Here is an 18,623-nt window from a genome sequence, read left to right as displayed (position 1 = left end):
CTCCTTAGCCCAGGTAGTCGCCGTTGTAGCTCACCAGCACGGCGCTGCCCACCCCGGGGAATGCCGCCAGGTCGTTGATGAAATCTGTGTTATCGTCACGAAGGCGCAGCTCCAAATTCAGCTCCACCGACCCCTTCTGGGCGGACTTGCTCTTTACCACACAGCGGCGGGTGCGGGGGATTACATATGCCATGGCATCGGTCTCCGCCTCATGGTCCGCGCATTGCAGCACCAGGATGTAGGGATGGACATGGCTCTTCCGGTTCACAAACAGCAGCAGGATCACGCCGATGACCACGCTGCCTATCACCGCCAGGGGGATCATCCCCGCCGCCAGGACAATGCCCACGGCGATGGCCCAAAACAGAAAGGCAATGTCCAACGGCTCCTTGATGGCGGTACGGAAGCGGACGATGGACAGGGCACCCACCATGCCCAGGGACAGCACCACATTGCTGGTCACCGCCAGCATCACCACCGTGGTAATCATGGCCAGGGCCACCAGGGTTACCCCGAAGCCAGAGGAATACATCACCCCTTGCTCGGTCTTTTTATATACCAGGAGGATGAACAAGCCCAGCCCAAAGGCCAAAGCCAAGGCCAAACACATGTCCAGGAGGCTGACGTTGTTGATGTTCTCCAAAAAGCTGGATTTGAAAATATCATTGAAGTTCATAATAGGGGTCCTTTCTATCCATATATGCGGCACTGGGCGTATTTGGAAAATGCTGTGGTTCGCCTGCCCTCCAATTGGATGGCATCCCGGATGATGCCGGGGAGGAAGCTATCCCACTTCACTTCCAGGAGCACCGGGGCGTCCCCGGCAGGGATGGTCAGGCAGGGGGACAAAAAGCTGGTACAGCCCAGGCCAGTGCGGATGTCGTAGTCCAAGGTAAGGCGCACGTTCCCCGGCGGGTAGATGTAGGGCTCCCGGGTGTAGTCCACGATGGTCTTAGGCCGGAGCTGTTGGGTGTGCATCTTGTGGTATAGCTCCACCAGCAATGGGCGGCTGCTGTCCAGCATCCATCCCTGGGGCCCCCGGAGGATATCCTCCGCCTCCTCCGGGGTCAGCGGGGCGTGCTGCTTGTTGCCCAGCCCCCCCAGCTTGCTCTTCTTCTCCAAGTGGAGGGTGGACAGGTCCCCGTTGTAGAGGCGGATGCGGAACTTTTCCCGGCGGCTGATGCCGTCCAGCTTTTCCCGCAGGGCCTTGTCCGACGGAGTGTCGAAGTATAGGCTGCGGATGTGATAGCAGCCATCGGTGGCGTGGGGGTCCGGCTGGGCCACTGCCTGGAAGCGCTGGCGCAGGACCAACAAATCCTGATGGGACAGCAGATGTTTCCATTCATGTCGAAATTCCAAAGTTTCACCTCCTCTCCCCTTGGGGCTGGTTTCCAGAGCAAGGATACCTCCCTTCCCTGAAGCCATGCTGAAAAAACGCCGGGGAATCTGTGAACGCACTGTAAACAAGGAAACTTTCAGCTTCCTTTCAGCCTTCTCCTGTACTATGATAACAAGAAAGCAAAGGGGGCAAGGACCATGAAACTATTGCTCATCGAGGACGAAAAACTGTTGGCGGACTCCATCCAGGCCCTGCTGGAATCCAAGGGCTTCACTGTGGACTGTGTGTACGACGGGGAGGCCGGGGTGGACTACGCCACGCTGGGGGTATACGACCTGCTGATCCTGGACGTGATGCTCCCCAAACTAGACGGCTATCAGCTGGCCCGGTCCATCCGCGCCCAGCGCTGCGGCACCCCGATCCTGATGCTCACCGCCCGGGGGGCCTTGGAGGACCGGGTGGAGGGCTTGAACGCCGGGGCAGATTACTACCTGACCAAGCCCTTCGACAGCCGGGAGCTGTTGGCCTGTATCAACGCCCTCCTCCGCCGCCAGGGCGGTCAGGTGGACGAGCTGGTACTGGGCAACACCGCCTTGGAGCTGGGGAGCTGTATGCTGGTCTGCGGGACACAGCGGGTGCGGCTCTCCGCCAAGGAATTTGACGTCATGCGCTGTCTGCTTCAGGCGGGGGACAGCATCCTCCCCAAGGAAGTGATCCTCGCCAAGGTCTGGGGCTATGACTCCAACGCAGTGGAAAACCATGTGGAGGTCTACGTGGGCTTCCTGCGCAAGAAGCTCCAACGCATCGGCTCCAACCTACAAATCTCTGCCATCCGGCGGCTGGGCTATCATTTGGAGGTGAAGGAAGCTTGCTGAACCGACTGCGTCTGCGTTTCATCCTGGTAATTATGGGGTTGGTCACACTCATGCTCTGCTTGATCTTCGGCCTGGTGTACCATTTCACCCAGGAGAATTTGGAGGCGGAGAGCTTGAACATGATGCGCAGTGTGGCCGCCGCACCACCCCGCCCTGGACGGCCAGGGGATGCCACATCCCAGGTAAAGCTTCCCTACTTTACAGTCCAGTGGGGCCCCCAGGGGGAACTGTTGGCCGCAGGGAGCGGTTACTTTGACCTCTCCGACGAAGCGTTATTACAATCCCTGGTGGCGTCCGTGTTGGAACAGGATGCCCAGACGGGAATCCTAGCGTCCCATTCCCTACGCTTTTGCTGGGTGCCCAGCCCCATGGGGGATCGGCTGGTATTTGCCGACATCAGCAGTGAGCGCTCCACCCTTCATCATTTGGCCCGGAACTGCTTTTTCATCGGGGCACTATGCTTCCTGGGCTTTCTGGGGATCAGTGTGCTGCTGGCACGCTGGACCGTCAAGCCTGTGGAACGGGCCTGGCAGCAGCAGCGGCAATTTGTCGCGGATGCCTCCCACGAGCTGAAAACCCCCCTCACCGTTATCATGACCAACGCGGAGCTGTTACAGAACCCCGCCTACCCTGCCGCGGCCCAATCCTCCCGCAGCATCCTCACCATGGCCCAGCAGATGCGCAGCCTGGTAGAACGCCTTCTGGCCCTGGCCCAGGCAGACAGCGGGCAGAGCAAGGAAACCGTCCAGCCCCTGGATTTCAGCGCCCTGGTGGCCGACGCCCTGCTCCCCTTTGAGCCGGTGTTCTTTGAAAAGGGGCTGGCGCTCTCCTGGCAGCTCCAAGAGGGGATCACCATACACGGCAGTGCCCAACAGCTTCAGCAGGTCATAGACATCCTGCTGGACAACGCCCAGAAGTACGCCAGTGGGTCAGGCGAGGTCTGCGTCAGCTTGCAGCAGCTGGGACGGCATAGCTGTCTCCTGTCTGTGTCCAACCCCGGGGAGGATATCCCCGCCGGGGAGCTGAAGAACCTCTTCAAACGCTTCTACCGCCTGGACAAGGCCCGCCAGCGGGACGGCGGCTTTGGCCTGGGGCTGTCCATTGCAGAACAGGTGGTGCAAGCCCACCACGGGCGGATCTGGGCGGAGAGCCAGGCAGGGGTCATCCGCTTTTTTGTGGAGCTGCCAGGGCGGGTTTAGGGAAAAGAGAAACAGGCAGCAGGAAGCGTTGTGCTTCCTGCTGCCTGTTTACCATAGAAGAAAACCCTTGAAGCCAACGGCTTCAAGGGTTTTTGGTTGCGGAGACAGGACTTGAACCTGCGACCTCCGGGTTATGAGCCCGACGAGCTACCAACTGCTCTACTCCGCGATATGGTGCCGGAGACCGGGGTCGAACCGGCACGGGATCACTCCCATGGGATTTTAAGTCCCAGGCGTCTGCCAATTCCGCCACTCCGGCATTTCCACGGCTGCACTCCTCAGTGCTTGATTACTATACCACATCCACCTTCTCCTGTCAAGGGTTTTTTCAAAATTTTCCTCACAAAGTCAACCACAGACCAAACCATCCAGCACAGCCGCCGCCCATTCAGCATGGCTTTGCGCCCCCATGCCTGTGCTTTCCATGCGCCGCCTGGCGTTTCCCCGCCCCTGAAAGTTGAAAAAAACCAGCCGCACAGGCTGGTTTTTTTGTGGCATCATTGCTGGTCCACCGCGTCCTTCAGGGCTTTCCCCGGCTTGAACAGCGGCACAGTGGCAGCGGGGATGGGGACCTCCTCCCCAGTGCGGGGGTTGCGGCCGATGCGCTCTGCCCGTGTCTTGGTCTCAAAGGAGCCAAAGCCCACGATCTGCACCCGCTCCCCCTCGGCCATGGCCTGAGTGATCTGGTTAAAGGTGGCGTTGAGGGCAATCTCCACGGTCTTGCGGGGCAGGGTGGTCTCTTCGGCGATGCGCAGGATCAGTTCATTCTTATTCATGCTCGTGTTCCCTTTCTTTGTCGTCTTTGGTGTCGTTGGTTTCGCGGTCCTTCATCTGGTCCCAAAAGGCCATGAGCGCAGACACAGGGAATGCCCCCATAGGTTTCCCCTGGGCCGCGGCCGCCGCCTCCACCCCGGCAAACCGGCGAATGAATTTTTCGCAGGCTGCGTGCAGGGCCGTTTCGGCGTCTATCTGGAAAAACCGGGCCACCTTCACCGCTGCAAACAGCAGGTCTCCCAGTTCCTCTTCCACATTGCTCTCCTCCGCCACAGCGGACTGCAGCTCGTCCACTTCCTCTGTCAGCTTGTCCATGGCGGCCTGGACATTGGGCCACTCAAACCCCGCCTTGGCCGCCTTAATCTGGAGCTTCTCCGCCCGCCACAAAGCCGGCAGGCTCCGGGCCACGCCGTCCAGGACAGCCGCCTGGGTCTGCTGGCCCTTCTCCCGGCGCTTGAGCTCCTCCCAGTCCAGGGGGTCCTCCTCCGGGGCAAACACATGGGGGTGGCGGTAGATGAGCTTTTTGCAGACACCGTCGGCCACATCGTCCAGGTCAAAGTGCCCTGCATCCGCCTCAATGGAGCTGTGAAAGAGGACTTGCAGCAGCACATCCCCCAGCTCCTCCTTCAGGTGGTCCGGGTCCTTCTGGTCGATGGCCTCCGCCACCTCATAGGCCTCCTCGATAAAATTCCGGCGGATGCTCTCATGGGTCTGCGCCTGGTCCCAGGGACAGCCCCCCGGGGCCCGGAGGATTGCCACGATATCCCGCAAATCCTCCACCCCGTACCGGTCTTTGGTTTCAAAATCTATCATAATCTATCATAGCTTTCCCGTTCTCACAAGCCCTTATGGGCTTTCTTCACAATTTCTTCACGAACTCGCCCCATCTCCCAGGGGTTTTCGGTGAAAATGAAGCAAATATCGCGTTTTCATCACTTCACCCGCAAGATTCTCGCAATCTTATCCCCCTTGGGCATCAGGGACAGGTCATCTCTGGACACCATCTGCAAGCCCACCACCAGCAGCAGATACACCACTCCAGCGGTACAGATGGACCCCGCCACCGCCAGCAGGTTGCCGAAGTGCCCCACCAAGTAGCCATAGCTGGCCCAGGCATACACCCCCATCACCACAGAGGCCAAAGCAGTCTTGCCAAACACCCGCCAGTATTTGGGCGGATGGGGGGTGACCAGCTTGATGGCCAACAGCTCCATCCCCGCCACCATCATGAAGCACACCAAGGTCCCCACCGGGGCGCCCTTAATGCCGACCTCTGGCTGCTGCACCAGAAAGAAGTTCACTGCCAGCTTCGCCGCGCTGCCGATGGCAATGAATAAAATGGGCAGGGAGGCGTGGCCGTTGGCTTGAAGGATGGCGTTACACAGCAGCATGACGCAAACAAACATCGAGGCAATGCCCAGCACCAGCATACTCTGGCTGGCCACCTCCTGGTTGGTTTCCGGGAAGAGCAGTTGGATGATGGGGGCGCTCAGCACCGTCAGGCCCACCCCCGCCGGCAGGGCCAGCAGCCCCCCCACCCGCAGGGCAGATTCCGCGATTTTCCCCGCCTCCCGCCTCCGCTTCTGGGTGAGGGCAGCGGAGATGGCCGGGACGATACAGGCGGTGAAGGAGACCATGAAGGCCGAGGGCAGGTTGTAAATGGTCACCGCTTTCTGGTAACTGCCATAGAGGGCCACCGCCATGTCCCGGTCATAGCCCAGGGCGCTCTGCAGCAACCCCTGGACCTGGACGGTATCCAGATAGGTGGTGATGGGCACCACCGAGGCGCTGATGGTGATGGGGATGGCGATGGAGAGCAGGTTAATCAGAATGAACCCCGCCCCATCGGGAAGGTCCCGACTGGGGGGCAGCTGCCGCCTGCCCCTGTGGTGCTGGACCATCAAGTATATCAGTCCCAAAAAACCGCCGCAGGTGACGCCGGTGATGGCCCCAGCGGCGGTGATCTCCATACCGAAGCCCTGGCGGGTGAGGTACCAGGCCAAGGCCAGGCCGATGCCCAGCTTAGAAACAGCCTCAATGACCTGGGACACCGCCGTGGGCACCATGTTGGAGTGCCCCTGGGCATAGCCCCGGTAGGCGGACATGGCACACAAAAACAGCGCAGACAGGGCCATCACCCGAATGGCCGGAGCCGCCAGGCTGTCGTTCTGAAATACCGCCAGGGGCTCGGCGAAGAAGAACATCACCAGGGTGCTCACGGTGCCCAGGAGCACGAAGGTGGTCAGGGCTACCCGGAACACCCGGTCCACCTGCCGCTGCCGCCCCAGGCTGTTGGCCTCGGAGATGGTTTTAGAGATGGCCACCGGCAGCCCCGCCGTGGACACCATCATCAGCAGGTTGAACACGGCGTAGGCATTGTTGAAGTGCCCAAAACCCGCGTCCCCCAAAATCCGGCCTAGGGGGATCTTATAGAGGGCGCCGATGATCTTCACCAGGATGATGCTTACCGCCAGGATCGCCGCACCGCCGAAGAAGGTGTTGCTTTTCTGCGTTGTTTTCAAGGGTCTGTTCCTCCCGTCTGGGGGTTGGAGCTTAGCCAAACATCAGGGGTCGTGCGTAGCGCTCCACCTCGTCCAGGATAGCTTCCATGTCCAGAGTCAGGAAGTCTCCGTCTTTGTATATGAGCTTGCCCCGGGCAATATTCATCACCACGTCGCTGCCCCGGGCACTGTAGGCCAGGTGATCCACCACGCTGTGGCAGGGGGACAGGTGGGGGCGGTCGAAGTCCACCAGGATCAGGTCCGCCTGGTAGCCTGGGGCGATTACCCCGCTTTTGCGTCCCAGGGCCCGGGCCCCGTCCACCGTGGCCATCCGCAGCACATCCAGGGGCAGCAGGGCCAGGGGATCGTGGGTAACACCGTTGTGGAGCACTGCCGCAAACTTCATCTCCTCAAACATGTCCGTGTTGTTGTTGGAGGACACCCCGTCGGTGCCCAGGGCCACATTCACCCCCGCCTTCTTCATGGCGGGAATCCACGCCACCCCGGAACCCAGCTTCAAATTGGACACCGGGTTGTGGACACAGGAGATGCCCTTCCGGGCCATGAGCTCCCAATCCCTCTCATCGGTCCACACGCAGTGGGCAGCCAGGGCCCGGTTCTCCCAGACCCCGTAGCGGTCTAGGACCTGAATGGGGGTGGCCCCCCCATGGCGGCCCTTGCACTCCTCATGCTCCCGTTGGGTCTCGGAAATATGGACGTGCATCCCCAGCTTGTGGGCCTGGGCATACTCCGCCATCCATTGCCACAGGGGATGGTTGGAGGTATACTCCCCGTGTATGGAGGCATCCACCAAAATCTGCCCATTCCCCGCCCCGTGCCAATCCTCGGTGAGCTGGCGCTGGTTCTGGCAGTCGTGACAGCTCTGAGGGCTAAAGTCCTCCGGGGCGCCGAAATACACCCCGCCGCAGGAGAGGTTGGCGCTGATGCCTGCCTCTAGGACCGTCCTGGCAATGGCCGGGGTGTGCATATACATATCCGCGATGGTGGTAGTTCCGGAAGCAATCATCTCCGCCAGCCCCAACGCAGCCCCAGCCGCCACTGCCCGGTCATCCAGCTTGGCCTCTGCGGGGAAAATCCACTGGTTCAGCCAGGTCTGCAAGTCGCAGCCTCCGCCGTACCCCCGCAGCAGGGTCATGGGCACGTGGGTGTGGGCGTTCACCAGCCCGGGCAGCAAGACATTGCCGTTGCAGTCGATCTCCTGGTCAAAGCTGCCCACCGGCCGGGTGGTCCCCACAGACTGGATGCTCTCCCCCTGGATGGCCACAAAGGCATTGTCCATCACAGTATCCGAGCCATCCATCAACAGGGCCCGGCAATTTTTCAACAATAGGCTTCCCATCATACCACCTCCTTATAGCTGCTCCAAGCAGGCCAGGAGCAGGGCGGAGAAGCGGTCCCTGGCTGCCGCCGCGGCCTCCAAGACCTCCTCCTCGCTGAGGGGCTGGGGCAAGACTCCTGCGGCCATGTTAGACACCAGGGTAAAGCCTAGCACCTCCATACCGCAGTGGGCAGCGGTGATGACCTCCGGGGCGGTGGACATCCCCACAGCATCCGCCCCCAGGAGTCGGGCCATGCGGATTTCCGCCGGGGTTTCATACTGGGGGCCTGGGAAGTACATATAGACCCCCTCTTTCAAGTCCATGTCCAGTTTCCTGGCCTGTTGCCGGGCCAGGTCCTGGAGGGCAGGGGTGTAGAGGTAGCTGGAATCCGGGAAACGCACCCCAAATTCCGGGATATTCTCTCCCCGGAGGGGGGACTCCATAAAAATCTTGATCTGGTCGGTGATGAGCATCAGGTCCCCGGCCTTAAATTTCCAGTTCACGCCTCCGGCGGCGTTGGTGACGAAAAGGGTGTCACAGCCCAGCAGCCGCAGCACCCGCACGGCGTAGCTGACCTCTTGGTAGGAATAGCCCTCATAGTGGTGCATCCGCCCCTGCATCACCGCCACGGGCTTTCCCGCCAGCTTGCCAAAGACCAGCTGGCCCTTGTGGCCGGGGGCGGTGGAGTGCTTGAAGTTGGGGATGTCGCCATAGGGCACGACGATGGCTTCCTCCACCTCGTCCCCCAAATAGCCCAGGCCAGAGCCCAGGACCATGGCCACCTTGGGCTGGAAGCCCTTGAGTTTTTCCCGGAGATAGGCCGCACTGGCCTGGTAGTCGGCGTAGGTAAAGTTCATAGATAGACCTCCCCATTCATCAGCCCCGGACAAGAGCGCCGGGGAAATTTTTTCATAATACCGCAATATCTTACACCTATTTGAAACAAAAAGCAATCATTTCTCCCTTCCCCTTTCAAAAAGGAAAAACCTGGGGAATATTGCACCAATTTCGGCCCTTTGATTTGTGAATTTTAGCGTGTTTCAGGGGCGTTGGCCGATCATTTACCCCCCTACCATTGATCGTTCTCCCCAAAATGCAAAAGCCGCGCACCCTGCCGGGTGCGCCGCCTTGCAAAAAAGAGCGTCAATCGCTGTATTTCTCCAAAAATTGTTTGGTGCGAGCCTGCTGGGGGTTCCCAAAGACTTCGCTGGGGGGACCCTCCTCCACCACCACGCCGCCGTCCATAAAGATTACCCGGTCAGACACCGCGTTGGCAAAGGCCATCTCATGGGTGACGATCACCATGGTCATCTTCTCCTCTGCCAGGGCCCGGATCACCTTCAGAACCTCCTGGGTCAGCTCCGGGTCCAGGGCCGAGGTGGGTTCGTCAAAGAAGAGGATTTTGGGGTTCATGGCCAAGGCCCGGACGATGGACACCCGCTGCTGCTGGCCGCCTGAGAGCTGGTAGGGATAATTCTTGGCCTTGTCTGCCAAGCCCATCTTCCCCAACAGCTCCATGGCCTCCGCCTCCACCGCTTTCCGCTCCCGCTTCTGGACGTTCAGGGGGGCGTCAATGACATTGCGCAGGACGGAGAAGTGGGGGAAAAGATTGAAGTTCTGAAACACCAGGCCGAAGTTGTTCCGCAGCTTTTTCAGCTCCCCAGTGGAGACATATTCTGCCCGTCCCCCTGCCGTCTTGGTCTCTGCCGCATACTGTCCCACATAGGCAATGGACCCGGCGTCAATGGTCTCCAAAAACGTGGCGCAACGCAGCAGGGTGGATTTCCCCGAGCCGGAGGGGCCGATAATGGACACCACTTCCCCCTCTTCCACGAAAAGGTTGATATCCTTTAACACCTGCAAGTCCCCAAAGGACTTTTCGATGTTTTTCATTTCCAATAGCTTCACAGTGCTCCCCCTCCTTTAGCGGTAATAGGCCAGGCGTTTCTCCACCCGCTCCATGAGAATGGCCACCACCAGATTGAACACGTAGTAGAACACCCCAGCCGCCAGCAGCGCCAGCAGCCCTGGTGAATTGGGGGCAACACAGATCTGCTTGGCCGCTGTAAACATCTCCACCACGCCGATGGCATAGGCCAGGGAGGTGTCCTTCACCAGGATGATGATCTCATTGGTCACTGCGGGCAGGATGCTTTTGATCACCTGGGGGAGGATGATGGTCAGGAAGGTACGGGTCTTGGAATAGCCCAAAACCTCCGCCGCCTCATACTGCCCCAGGGGCATGGACAGAATCCCGCCCCGGTAAATCTCGGCAAAGTAAGCGGCATAGTTCAGCACAAAGGCCACCACCGTGGCAGTCATCCGCCAATTCCTAGGCAGGGACATGCCAAAGAGCAAGCTGGGCCCAAAATAAATGGCAATGAGCTGGAGCATCAATGGCGTGCCCCGCATAATGGAGATATACGCCTGCACCAGCCACTTTAAGGGTGCGAATTTTGACATCCGACCCAGGGCCACCAGCAGCCCCAGGGGCAAGGAAAACACCAGGGTCAGAAAGAAGATCACCAAGGTCAGGCCGAAGCCCTCGCTCAAGGTCAAAAGCATGGTTTGTATGCTCATCCTGTTACCACCTCTTGGCAAGCAACAGCCTTGCCGTTTTTCCCGGCAAGGCTGTTGCCATAAACTTGTTGTAAACGGTCTGTATGGGGATTACCCCTCGATCATGCACAGGCTCTCCAGAACCAGGCCCTTGTCCACATACTTCTTGGCAATCTCCAACATGGTGCCGTCGTCAGCCATTTCCTTCAGGGTCTTGTTCACAGCGTCCCGCAGCTCTGTGTTGCCCTTCAGGAAGCCCACAGCATACTGTTCCTTGGCGATGGGCTCTTCCAGCATCACGTAGTTGCCCTCGTTGGCACCCATCTGGTAGGTTGCCACCCCCAGGTCGGCGGCAATTGCGTCCACGCTGCCCTGGGCCAGCTCCATGAAGCCCATGTTGTAGTCCGCCAGCTCAATCACCTTGCCCAGGGAATCCTTAAATTCCGTATTCTTATTGATGGCATCGGTGGCGGAGGAACCGGTCTGGGACATGAGAGTCTTGCCTGCCAGGTCTGCCAGGGAAGTAATGCCGGAGTCAGCCTTCACCACCACGACGATGGAGTTGTCCACGTAGGGGTCGGACCAGGTGTACTGATCCTCGCGGCCATTGAAGGTAAAGCCGTTCCAGATGCAGTTGATGGTGCCGGCTTTCAGCTCAGCATCCTTGCTGTTCCAGTCTATGGCGCTCTCCTCATACTCCCAGCCCAGACGGTCACAGACTTCCTTGGCCATCGCCAGGTCGAAGCCGTCATAGCTGCCGTCCTCGGCCATGAAGCCGAAGGGGGGGAACTCTGCGTCGAAGCCGACGATGAGCTTGCCTGCCTCGCTCCCTGTGGTTTTGCTATCGTTCTCCGGGGGGGTGCCTTCCTCGGGGTCGCTACTGCCGCAGGCGCACAGCAGGGTGAGGCACAGGGTGGCCGCCAACAGCATTGCAAGTAACTTTTTCATATTCAACTCTCCAATCTCGCTTTGATATCATTTAGCACTCTATCGTGGTAAAGCACTAACATGATACCACATTAGTCCAAAATTGCAAGGCCTTCGGTGGATTTTTTTCCAAAGCCCCTTTTTTTCATCAAAATGACGAAAAAACCGCGGCATTCCGAGATCATCGGAACACCGCGGGGGTTGGTTGATCTGCTTTAATATCTCGTCTCCCTGGGTGGACGGAAGGCATCCCCGTCCTCAGCCAGGCGGTTCAGCACCGCCGAGAGGTTCATGCTGGTGCCGCCGCCCTCCAACAGCACCCGCCCGGCGGAGCTCCGGCCGGAGCCGTAGTCCACCACGTTGTCATAGAGGGTGGCCGCCTTGGTGTTGCCGGACAGGATCAAGCCCGGCGACCAGCAGAGGTAGCCCGCCTGGGTGAACGCCTGGTCACTGCTCAAAACGAACCAAGTCTCCTGGCGCAGGATGCGGGCCAGTTGGCCGCTGCCTTCGGCCACGCTGTTTAGCTGGTCCTGGGCCGTCTCCCCCTGGGGGATGAGACCCACTTTATGGCCCCGGGCCACCGCCTGGCGGAGCTGAGCTGTGTTTTCCGCCAACGTGTTCGCCGGGAAAAAGACCACCGCGGAGGCATTCACCCCAGCCAGGGCGTTCAGTGTTCCCGTCAGGTCCACCCCTGAGGGGGCCCGCACCCCCAGGTACAGGGAAAAGCTGGGCACCGGCTCCCCCCGTTCTGGAATCACCGGTTCCTCCGGGACCGCAGGCTGCTGGAGCGGCGGCGCCGTACCGGGGTTGGTTGTGGGGGGATTGCTGCTGCTGTTGTTGCCAGCGCCACTCCTGTTGCGCATAAGGGAAGCCGTCGAGCTGAGGAAGAGGGATTCGCTCAGAACCGCGTTGCTGTCCTTGATCCGCAGGAGGGGGCCATACTCCGTGCTATGGAAGGAGTAGGTCAAGCCGAAATACTGGCAGATGGCATAGGCCGGGGCGTAATAGGTACCGTTCCTGCGCACTGTGCTGGAGGGCACCGGGGAGGTTCCCGAATCCGAGGTAGCAGTGCCGTTGACCAGGTCGAAGGTCAAGGTCCGCCCAGAGAGGTTGTAAAAGACCAGGCTCTGGTCGTTGTCTGTCAGGCCGCAATAGACCCCCAGGTTCACCCCTGTCACCCGGCTGTTGAACACCCCCATGGGCACATAGACCCAACCGTTATACTGGATGGGTGTGATCTGGGTGGAGCCTACTGGCAGGGTATCGTTGATCCCCAGGAAGAAGGTCTCCGTCGCGGCGGCGGGGACTATCATCAAAGACAGCACCAGCGCCAGGGCGCAGACCAGGGTAAGGAGCCTTTTTTTCATAGACCTCTCCCCTTTCATTGGTTTTCCGCCGCTACCGGCGGTATCTCTCCCTATTCTAACACAAAATGGCAGCGCTTTCTATAGGAAAAAATCCCTTTTCTCCATCACGGCTGGCGCAATATTTTCTCCATCGGTTTCCCCTTCGCCAGTTCGTCCACCAGCCGTGGATATAGCTTTGTAAGCTTCATGGCGAATACTTTGTTTGCTTCCATAAACCTATCCTTCTTATCGTTGGGTGAAACCGTGGGGAGACTTTTACAAGCCTCCCCACAGTATCATGGTGCTATTTTATTGCCTCACTTGTTTGCCAGATACTGGTCAATGCTCACGGCCGCCCGCTTCCCAGCGCCCATGGCTTTTACCACAGTGGCAGGGCCGGTGACTGCGTCGCCGCCGGCGAACACGCCGGGACGGCTGGTGCTGCAATCCTCCTGGGTTGCAATGCCGCCCCACTGGTCCTTGTCGATGCCAGTGGTAGTGTCCACCACGTCCTCACTGTAGGAGGTACCGGTGGCGATCACCAGATTATCGCAGGGCACGTCGAAGAACTCCCCGGTACCCACAGGACGGCGGCGGCCGGAGGCGTCGGGCTCGCCCAGCGCCATCTTCTCACACTTCACGCCGGTGAGAACCCCGTTCTCCCCATAGCAGGCCACGGGGTTGGTGAGCTCCCGGATTTCGATGCCCTCCTCCTGGGTGTGGGCAATCTCGTCCCGACGGGCGGGAGCCTCAGCCAGGGTGCGGCGGTAGACCATCATGGTCTCCGCCCCCAGGCGCAGGGCACAGCGGACGGCATCCACCGCCACGTTGCCGCCGCCTACCACCAGCACACGCTTGGCGTCGCTGATGTTCTTGGGCAGGGCCGCCCGGTTCAGGTTCACCTGGGTCAGGTAGTCGTTGGCGGACCAGACCCCTTCCAGGCTGGTGTCCAGTCCGGCGGGCACCTGGGGCACGTCGGCGCCGTTGCCAATGAACACCGCCTCATAGCCGGCCTTCATCAGCTCGTCAACGGACTTATTTTTATCCACAGGGGTACTGGTGACAATCTCCACCCCCTGGGCCTTCAGCTTTTCCAGCTCCCGCTCCACCACGTCGTTGGGCAGGACAAACTGGGGGATACCATACGTAAGGATACCTCCGGCAAAGCTGAGCTTCTCAAACACGGTGACGCTGTAGCCCAAGGCTGCCAGGTCGCCAGCGCAGGCAATGCCCGCAGGGCCGGAACCGATCACGGCCACCTTCTTGCCCTTGGGCTCCACCGCTGGGGCGGCGGCGGCGTGGCGGGCGGCGTACCAGTCGGCCACGAAGCGCTCCAAACGGCCGATCCCCACGGCCTCGCCCCGAACAGCCTGGGCGCAATTCTTCTCGCACTGCTCCTCCTGGGGGCAGACCCGGCCACAGACGGCGGGCAGAGAGCTCTGGCCCATGATGACCTCATAGGCCCCTTCAAAATCCCCCTCGGACACCCGCTCAATGAACGCGGGAATGTGCTGGCCGATGGGACAGCCAGTGGTGCAGGGCTTCTTGCGGCATTTCAGGCAGCGCATGGCCTCCCGGATGGCGTCCATCTCCGTGTACCCCAGGTCCACCTCGTCGAAGTTGGTGCAGCGGCGCTTGATGTCCTGCTGGGGCATGGGGGTGCGTTCTCTCACATTGTTGATCATTTCGCCTCTCCCTCCTTCGGTTCCAGACTATCCCGGCGGCTCAGGAGGCTGTCATAGCGGCCCAGAGCTGCCTTCTCCGACGCGGCATAGAGCTCCGCGGCGCGTTCGGGATTCTTCATACTCAGGGAAGCATAGCGCACCTCGCCCTTCAGGAAGGCGTCATAGGGTTCGTTGGGCTTGGCGCTGTCGATCTGCAGGGGGTTCTTCCCCTGGTCCACCAGCCGCGGGTCAAAGCGCAGCAGGTTCCAATAGCCTGCCCGGACGGCTTTCTTCATCTCCAACATGGAGCGGTTCATGCCGGCCTTGAGGCCGTGGTTGATGCAGGGGGCGTAAGCGATGATAAGGGACGGGCCGTCATAGCTCTCCGCCTCCTTGATGGCCCGAAGGGTCTGGGCAGGGTTGGCACCCATGGCCACCTGGGCTACATACACGTGGCCATAGGACATGGCGATCTGTGCCAGGTCCTTCTTGCCGGTGATCTTGCCGCCGTCGGCGAAGCGAGCCACCGCACCAGTAGGCGTGGCCTTGGAGGACTGGCCGCCGGTGTTGGAATAGACCTCGGTGTCAAAGACCAGGACGTTGAAGTTCTCCCGGGAAGCCAGGATGTGATCCAGGCCACCGTAGCCAATGTCGTAGGCCCAGCCGTCGCCGCCGAAGAGCCACATGGAGGGGCGGGGCAGCAGGTCAGTGTTGGCCAGGACGAACTTGGCGTCCGGGTCCTCGGGATAGAGCTTGCACAGGGCCACCAGGGCGTCGCCCAGGCCGGCGGCGTCGGGGGTGTTCCGCTTTTCCACCCAGGTCCTGGCCGTGCGGCCGAAGTTGGGTTTCTTGGCCATGCGGCGGATCACCACAGCCAGGGCATCCCGGCGGGTACGCATACTCACAGCCATGCCATAGCCGAACTCTGCGTTGTCCTCAAAGAGGGAGTTGGCCCAGGCGGGACCCTTCCCGTTCTCGTCGATCACATAGGGCATGCTGGGCACGGATGCACCCCAGATAGAGGAGCAGCCGGTGGCGTTGGCGATGATGGCGTGGTCCCCAAAGAGCTGGGTGACCATCTTGGCATAGGGGGTCTCGCCGCAGCCGGGGCAGGCCCCGGAGTATTCCAGATAGGGCCGCAGGAGCTGGGAGGTGCGGACATTCTCGCCGGACCCCTCCTGAATGCCCTTCTCCTTGGCATATTCAAAGTCCGCCTGATCCTGGGCCATGCGCCCTGCGGAGGCTTCCATGGTGAGGGCCTTGTTCCGGGCGGGGCACATCTCGGCGCAGGAGCCGCAGCCGGTGCAGTCCTGGGCGGAAACCGCCATGATGAAGCGCTTGCCCGGTACCGCCTTGCTGGGGGCGGTGTTCAGGTCCTGGGCGTCCTCCTCCTTCAGCACGAAGGGCCGGACACAGGCGTGGGGACACACAGCGGCGCACCAGTTACACTGGGTGCAGTTTTCCGGGTGCCACACGGGGATATCCACCGCGATGCCCCGCTTTTCAAAGGCGGAGGTGCCAGAGGGCACTTTGCCGGTGATGTACGGCGTAAAGGCCGACACTGGCAGGGAATCGCCCTTCAGGTCGTTGGTGGGGATGAGGATATTTTGGACATAGTCTGCCTGCTCCTGGTTGACGGCCTTGAGGGGAGCGGTCTCCTTGGGGGCGTCCACCGCGTCCGCCCAGCTGGCGGGGACGGGAACCTCCTTGGCGGCCTCCTGTCCGGCATGGACGGCAGCCATGTTCATGTCTACAATCTTCTGGCCCTTGGCGGCATAGTCCTTGACGATGCCCCGGCGCATGTACTCAATGGCCTCTTCCGCCGGGATCAGGCCAGCCAGCTTGAAGTAAGCGGACTGAAGGATGGTGTTGATGCGGCCTTTCAAGCCGATCTCACGGGCCAGCTTCACCGCGTCGCAGGTGTAGAGCTTGATATTCTTTTTGGCCAGCTGCTGCTTCACGTCGGCGGGCAGGTGCTTCTCCAGCTCCTCCCCCTCCCAGCTGCAGTTCAGTAGGAACACGCCGCCGGGCTTGATATCCTTCACCATATCGTATTTGTCGATATAGGTGGGGTTGCCGCAGATCACGCAGTCCGCCGCACCCACATAGTAGGCGGAGCGGATGGGCTTGTCGCCAAAGCGCAGGTGGCTGATGGTCAGGCCGCCGGACTTTTTGGAGTCGTATTGGAAATAGGCCTGAACGTATTTGTCCGTATGGTCGCCGATGATCTTGGAGGTGTTCTTGGAGGCACCCACCAGACCATCGGAGCCGATGCCCCAGATCTTCACGGAGGCCTGGGTGGGATCATCCGGCATAACAAAGGCGCAGGGTTCCACGGAGAGGTGGGTCACGTCGTCGTGGATACTGGCGGTGAAGTGGTTGTGGCCACCCTTGGCCAGGTGCTGGAACACGGAGTACATATCGGCGGGGGTGGTGTCCTTGGAGGACAGGCCATAGCGGCCGCCGATCACCCGGATGTCGCTGCGGCCGGCGTCGCTGAGGACAGCCGCCACGTCCAGATACAGAGGCTCACCGAAAGCGCCGGGCTCCTTGGTACGGTCCAGCACGGCGATGCGCTCCACGCTCTTGGGCAGCTCCGCCAGGAAGTGCTGGGCGGAGAAGGGCCGGAAGAGGTGGACCTCTAGTACGCCCACCTTCTTGCCCTGGGCGGTCATCACGTCCACGACCTCCTCCAAGGTGCCGCAGACGGAGCCCATGGCGATGATTACGTCGGTGGCATCGGGCGCGCCGTAGTAGTTGAAGGGCTTATAGTGGGTGCCCAGCTTCTCGTTGACCTTATCCATGCTCTCCACCACGACGCCCACCAGGTCATTGTACATGGTGTTGGAGGCCTCACGGTGCTGGAAGAAGGTCTCCGGCGGCTCGTTGGAGCCCCGGTGATAGGGGTGGGCGGGGAGGTTGGCATGGGCGTGGAAGCGCTCCAAGGCCTCCCAGTCCAGCATATCCTTAAAGTCCGCATAGCTCCAAGTGCGCACCTTCTGGATCTCATGGGAGGTGCGGAAGCCGTCGAAGAAGTGGATGAAGCCCATGCTGGACTTGATGGCCGCCAGGTGGGCCACCGGGGCCAGGTCCATGACCTCCTGGGGGCTGTTGGACACCAGCATGGCCATACCGGTCCCCCGGCAGGCCATCACGTCCTGGTGGTCGCCAAAGATAGACAGGGCGTGGGTGGTCAGGGTACGGGCTGCCACGTGGAACACCCCGGGCAGGCCCTCACCGGCGATTTTATAGAGGTTGGGGATCATCAGGAGCAGGCCCTGGGAGGCGGTGAAGGTGGTGGTCAGGGCACCGGTGGACAGGGAGCCATGGACCGCACCCGCAGCGCCGCCCTCGGACTCCATCTCCACGATGTTCACCCGGTTGCCAAAGATATTCCGGCGGTCCTGGTTGGCCCACTCGTCCACGTCCTCCGCCATGGGGGAGGAGGGGGTGATGGGGTAGATGGCCGCCACTTCTGTAAAGGCGTAGGCCACATGGCCGGCGGCCATGTTGGCATCCATACTCTTGAAGGGTCTTGTGTCTTTCATCGCACCGCACCTCCTGTCTGTGCCGCCAGGGCACGGATCTGAACATAAGTATACTCCGGCAGCGTCCGCCCGGTGATGACGTTGTTGGGGCAGACATAGGAGCAGATATTGCAGTCCTCGCAGCGCTCCGGCTGGATCACTGCCCGGCCGTCCTCCAGATGGATCAGGCCGTCGGGGCAGTTGGCCGCGCAGTCGCCACAGCCAATGCAGCTCACCCAGCACAGCTTCTTTCTGGTCTCCGGGTCGTCCTTGGAGGCGCAGGGCACCAGCTTTGCCCCCTTATAGGGCACAATCACCGGCAGCTCCTGGGGACATACGTGGACGCAGGCGGTGCAGCCCACGCACTTGTCCGGGTCCACCTTGGCGGTACCCTGGACCAGGCTGATGGCGTCGAAGCGGCAGGCCTGGGCGCAGTCGCCAAAGCCGGCGCAGCCGTAGGAGCAGTGGCCGTCCAGGTCCAGCTTGCTGGCCTCCCGGCAGTTGGTGGCCCCGGCGGCAGCGTAGACCTCATGGTTGTGCCAGCCGCCCCGGCAGCGCACAAAGGCGGTGGT

The 18,623-nt window shown here is 60.9% G+C and carries 17 protein-coding genes and 2 tRNA genes; 2 read left to right on the top strand and 17 right to left on the bottom strand.

Annotated elements, in window-relative coordinates; translation table 11 throughout:
* Positions 1-4: 4 nt before the first annotated feature.
* Positions 5-676, bottom strand: a complete 672-nt coding sequence (locus ACTOZL_RS04825) for a DUF4956 domain-containing protein (RefSeq protein ID WP_482476992.1) — start codon at positions 674-676, stop codon at positions 5-7.
* Between the two features lie 14 nt (positions 677-690).
* Complete coding sequence (locus ACTOZL_RS04820) at positions 691-1,359, bottom strand: polyphosphate polymerase domain-containing protein (protein ID WP_482476991.1); 669 nt, start codon at positions 1,357-1,359, stop codon at positions 691-693.
* Between the two features lie 177 nt (positions 1,360-1,536).
* Between ACTOZL_RS04820 and ACTOZL_RS04815 the strand changes: the two genes are divergently transcribed.
* Together ACTOZL_RS04815 and ACTOZL_RS04810 are read left to right on the top strand one after the other, a co-directional pair.
* Positions 1,537-2,214, top strand: coding sequence for a response regulator transcription factor (locus tag ACTOZL_RS04815; protein ID WP_482476990.1), 678 nt, complete (start codon positions 1,537-1,539; stop codon positions 2,212-2,214).
* A complete protein-coding gene (locus ACTOZL_RS04810) occupies positions 2,208-3,413 on the top strand; it encodes a sensor histidine kinase (protein WP_482476989.1) in 1,206 nt (401 codons plus the stop codon). Before ACTOZL_RS04815 ends, ACTOZL_RS04810 begins: the two co-directional genes overlap by 7 nt.
* A gap of 93 nt (positions 3,414-3,506) precedes the next feature.
* Here the strand turns inward: ACTOZL_RS04810 and ACTOZL_RS04805 are convergent.
* The 15 genes from ACTOZL_RS04805 to ACTOZL_RS04735 all read right to left on the bottom strand — a co-directional run.
* A tRNA-Met gene (locus tag ACTOZL_RS04805) sits at positions 3,507-3,582 on the bottom strand.
* A gap of 3 nt (positions 3,583-3,585) precedes the next feature.
* Positions 3,586-3,672, bottom strand: a tRNA-Leu gene (locus ACTOZL_RS04800).
* Between the two features lie 238 nt (positions 3,673-3,910).
* The gene (locus ACTOZL_RS04795; protein ID WP_482476987.1) at positions 3,911-4,189 is read right to left on the bottom strand and encodes an HU family DNA-binding protein; all 279 of its coding nucleotides are present in this window, start codon (positions 4,187-4,189) and stop codon (positions 3,911-3,913) included.
* Complete coding sequence (mazG, locus tag ACTOZL_RS04790) at positions 4,182-5,000, bottom strand: nucleoside triphosphate pyrophosphohydrolase (RefSeq protein ID WP_482476986.1); 819 nt, start codon at positions 4,998-5,000, stop codon at positions 4,182-4,184. The genes ACTOZL_RS04795 and mazG overlap by 8 nt, the downstream gene beginning before the upstream one ends.
* 119 nt (positions 5,001-5,119) lie before the next feature.
* On the bottom strand, positions 5,120-6,709 hold the full coding sequence (locus ACTOZL_RS04785; RefSeq protein ID WP_482476984.1) for a putative polysaccharide biosynthesis protein: 1,590 nt from the start codon (positions 6,707-6,709) through the stop codon (positions 5,120-5,122).
* Positions 6,710-6,740: 31 nt separating this feature from the next.
* On the bottom strand, positions 6,741-8,048 hold the full coding sequence (locus tag ACTOZL_RS04780; protein ID WP_482476983.1) for an amidohydrolase family protein: 1,308 nt from the start codon (positions 8,046-8,048) through the stop codon (positions 6,741-6,743).
* 12 nt (positions 8,049-8,060) lie between these two features.
* Positions 8,061-8,885 (bottom strand): purine-nucleoside phosphorylase, encoded by an 825-nt coding sequence (locus ACTOZL_RS04775; protein WP_482476981.1) that lies wholly within the window; start codon positions 8,883-8,885, stop codon positions 8,061-8,063.
* 286 nt (positions 8,886-9,171) lie between these two features.
* Positions 9,172-9,936 (bottom strand): amino acid ABC transporter ATP-binding protein, encoded by a 765-nt coding sequence (locus tag ACTOZL_RS04770; protein ID WP_482476980.1) that lies wholly within the window; start codon positions 9,934-9,936, stop codon positions 9,172-9,174.
* A 15-nt stretch (positions 9,937-9,951) separates the two neighbouring features.
* On the bottom strand, positions 9,952-10,608 hold the full coding sequence (locus ACTOZL_RS04765; protein ID WP_482476979.1) for an amino acid ABC transporter permease: 657 nt from the start codon (positions 10,606-10,608) through the stop codon (positions 9,952-9,954).
* Between the two features lie 90 nt (positions 10,609-10,698).
* Positions 10,699-11,535 carry an amino acid ABC transporter substrate-binding protein gene (locus tag ACTOZL_RS04760; protein ID WP_482476977.1) on the bottom strand — a complete coding sequence of 279 codons (837 nt, stop codon included), beginning with the start codon at positions 11,533-11,535 and terminating at the stop codon, positions 10,699-10,701.
* Between the two features lie 194 nt (positions 11,536-11,729).
* Entirely contained in the window at positions 11,730-12,881 is a 1,152-nt protein-coding gene (locus ACTOZL_RS04755; protein WP_482476976.1) for a hypothetical protein, read from the bottom strand.
* A gap of 104 nt (positions 12,882-12,985) precedes the next feature.
* The gene (locus ACTOZL_RS04750; protein ID WP_482476974.1) at positions 12,986-13,093 is read right to left on the bottom strand and encodes a DUF2200 family protein; all 108 of its coding nucleotides are present in this window, start codon (positions 13,091-13,093) and stop codon (positions 12,986-12,988) included.
* 84 nt (positions 13,094-13,177) lie between these two features.
* Positions 13,178-14,545 carry an FAD-dependent oxidoreductase gene (locus ACTOZL_RS04745; RefSeq protein ID WP_482476973.1) on the bottom strand — a complete coding sequence of 456 codons (1,368 nt, stop codon included), beginning with the start codon at positions 14,543-14,545 and terminating at the stop codon, positions 13,178-13,180.
* Positions 14,542-18,072 carry a pyruvate:ferredoxin (flavodoxin) oxidoreductase gene (gene nifJ, locus ACTOZL_RS04740; RefSeq protein WP_482476972.1) on the bottom strand — a complete coding sequence of 1,177 codons (3,531 nt, stop codon included), beginning with the start codon at positions 18,070-18,072 and terminating at the stop codon, positions 14,542-14,544. Before nifJ ends, ACTOZL_RS04745 begins: the two co-directional genes overlap by 4 nt.
* A partial coding sequence (locus ACTOZL_RS04735; protein ID WP_482476971.1) for a 4Fe-4S binding protein occupies positions 18,069-18,623 on the bottom strand: 555 nt, incomplete at its 5' end. The genes nifJ and ACTOZL_RS04735, both read right to left, overlap by 4 nt.

The sequence above is a fragment of the Evtepia sp. genome, assembly GCF_056797215.1.
The sequence above is the reverse complement of the archived record's forward strand: the minus strand, read 5'-3'. Positions and strand labels throughout refer to the sequence as shown.

Coding starts and splice junctions, on each gene's coding strand:
- ACTOZL_RS04745 (WP_482476973.1), bottom strand. CDS start 14,545: ATGATCAACAATGTGAGAGAACGCACCCCCATGCCCCAGCAGGACATC.
- ACTOZL_RS04760 (WP_482476977.1), bottom strand. CDS start 11,535: ATGAAAAAGTTACTTGCAATGCTGTTGGCGGCCACCCTGTGCCTCACC.
- ACTOZL_RS04815 (WP_482476990.1), top strand. CDS start 1,537: ATGAAACTATTGCTCATCGAGGACGAAAAACTGTTGGCGGACTCCATC.
- nifJ (WP_482476972.1), bottom strand. CDS start 18,072: ATGAAAGACACAAGACCCTTCAAGAGTATGGATGCCAACATGGCCGCC.
- ACTOZL_RS04775 (WP_482476981.1), bottom strand. CDS start 8,885: ATGAACTTTACCTACGCCGACTACCAGGCCAGTGCGGCCTATCTCCGG.
- ACTOZL_RS04755 (WP_482476976.1), bottom strand. CDS start 12,881: ATGAAAAAAAGGCTCCTTACCCTGGTCTGCGCCCTGGCGCTGGTGCTG.
- ACTOZL_RS04780 (WP_482476983.1), bottom strand. CDS start 8,048: ATGGGAAGCCTATTGTTGAAAAATTGCCGGGCCCTGTTGATGGATGGC.
- ACTOZL_RS04765 (WP_482476979.1), bottom strand. CDS start 10,608: ATGAGCATACAAACCATGCTTTTGACCTTGAGCGAGGGCTTCGGCCTG.
- mazG (WP_482476986.1), bottom strand. CDS start 5,000: ATGATAGATTTTGAAACCAAAGACCGGTACGGGGTGGAGGATTTGCGG.
- ACTOZL_RS04825 (WP_482476992.1), bottom strand. CDS start 676: ATGAACTTCAATGATATTTTCAAATCCAGCTTTTTGGAGAACATCAAC.
- ACTOZL_RS04750 (WP_482476974.1), bottom strand. CDS start 13,093: ATGGAAGCAAACAAAGTATTCGCCATGAAGCTTACAAAGCTATATCCA.
- ACTOZL_RS04795 (WP_482476987.1), bottom strand. CDS start 4,189: ATGAATAAGAATGAACTGATCCTGCGCATCGCCGAAGAGACCACCCTG.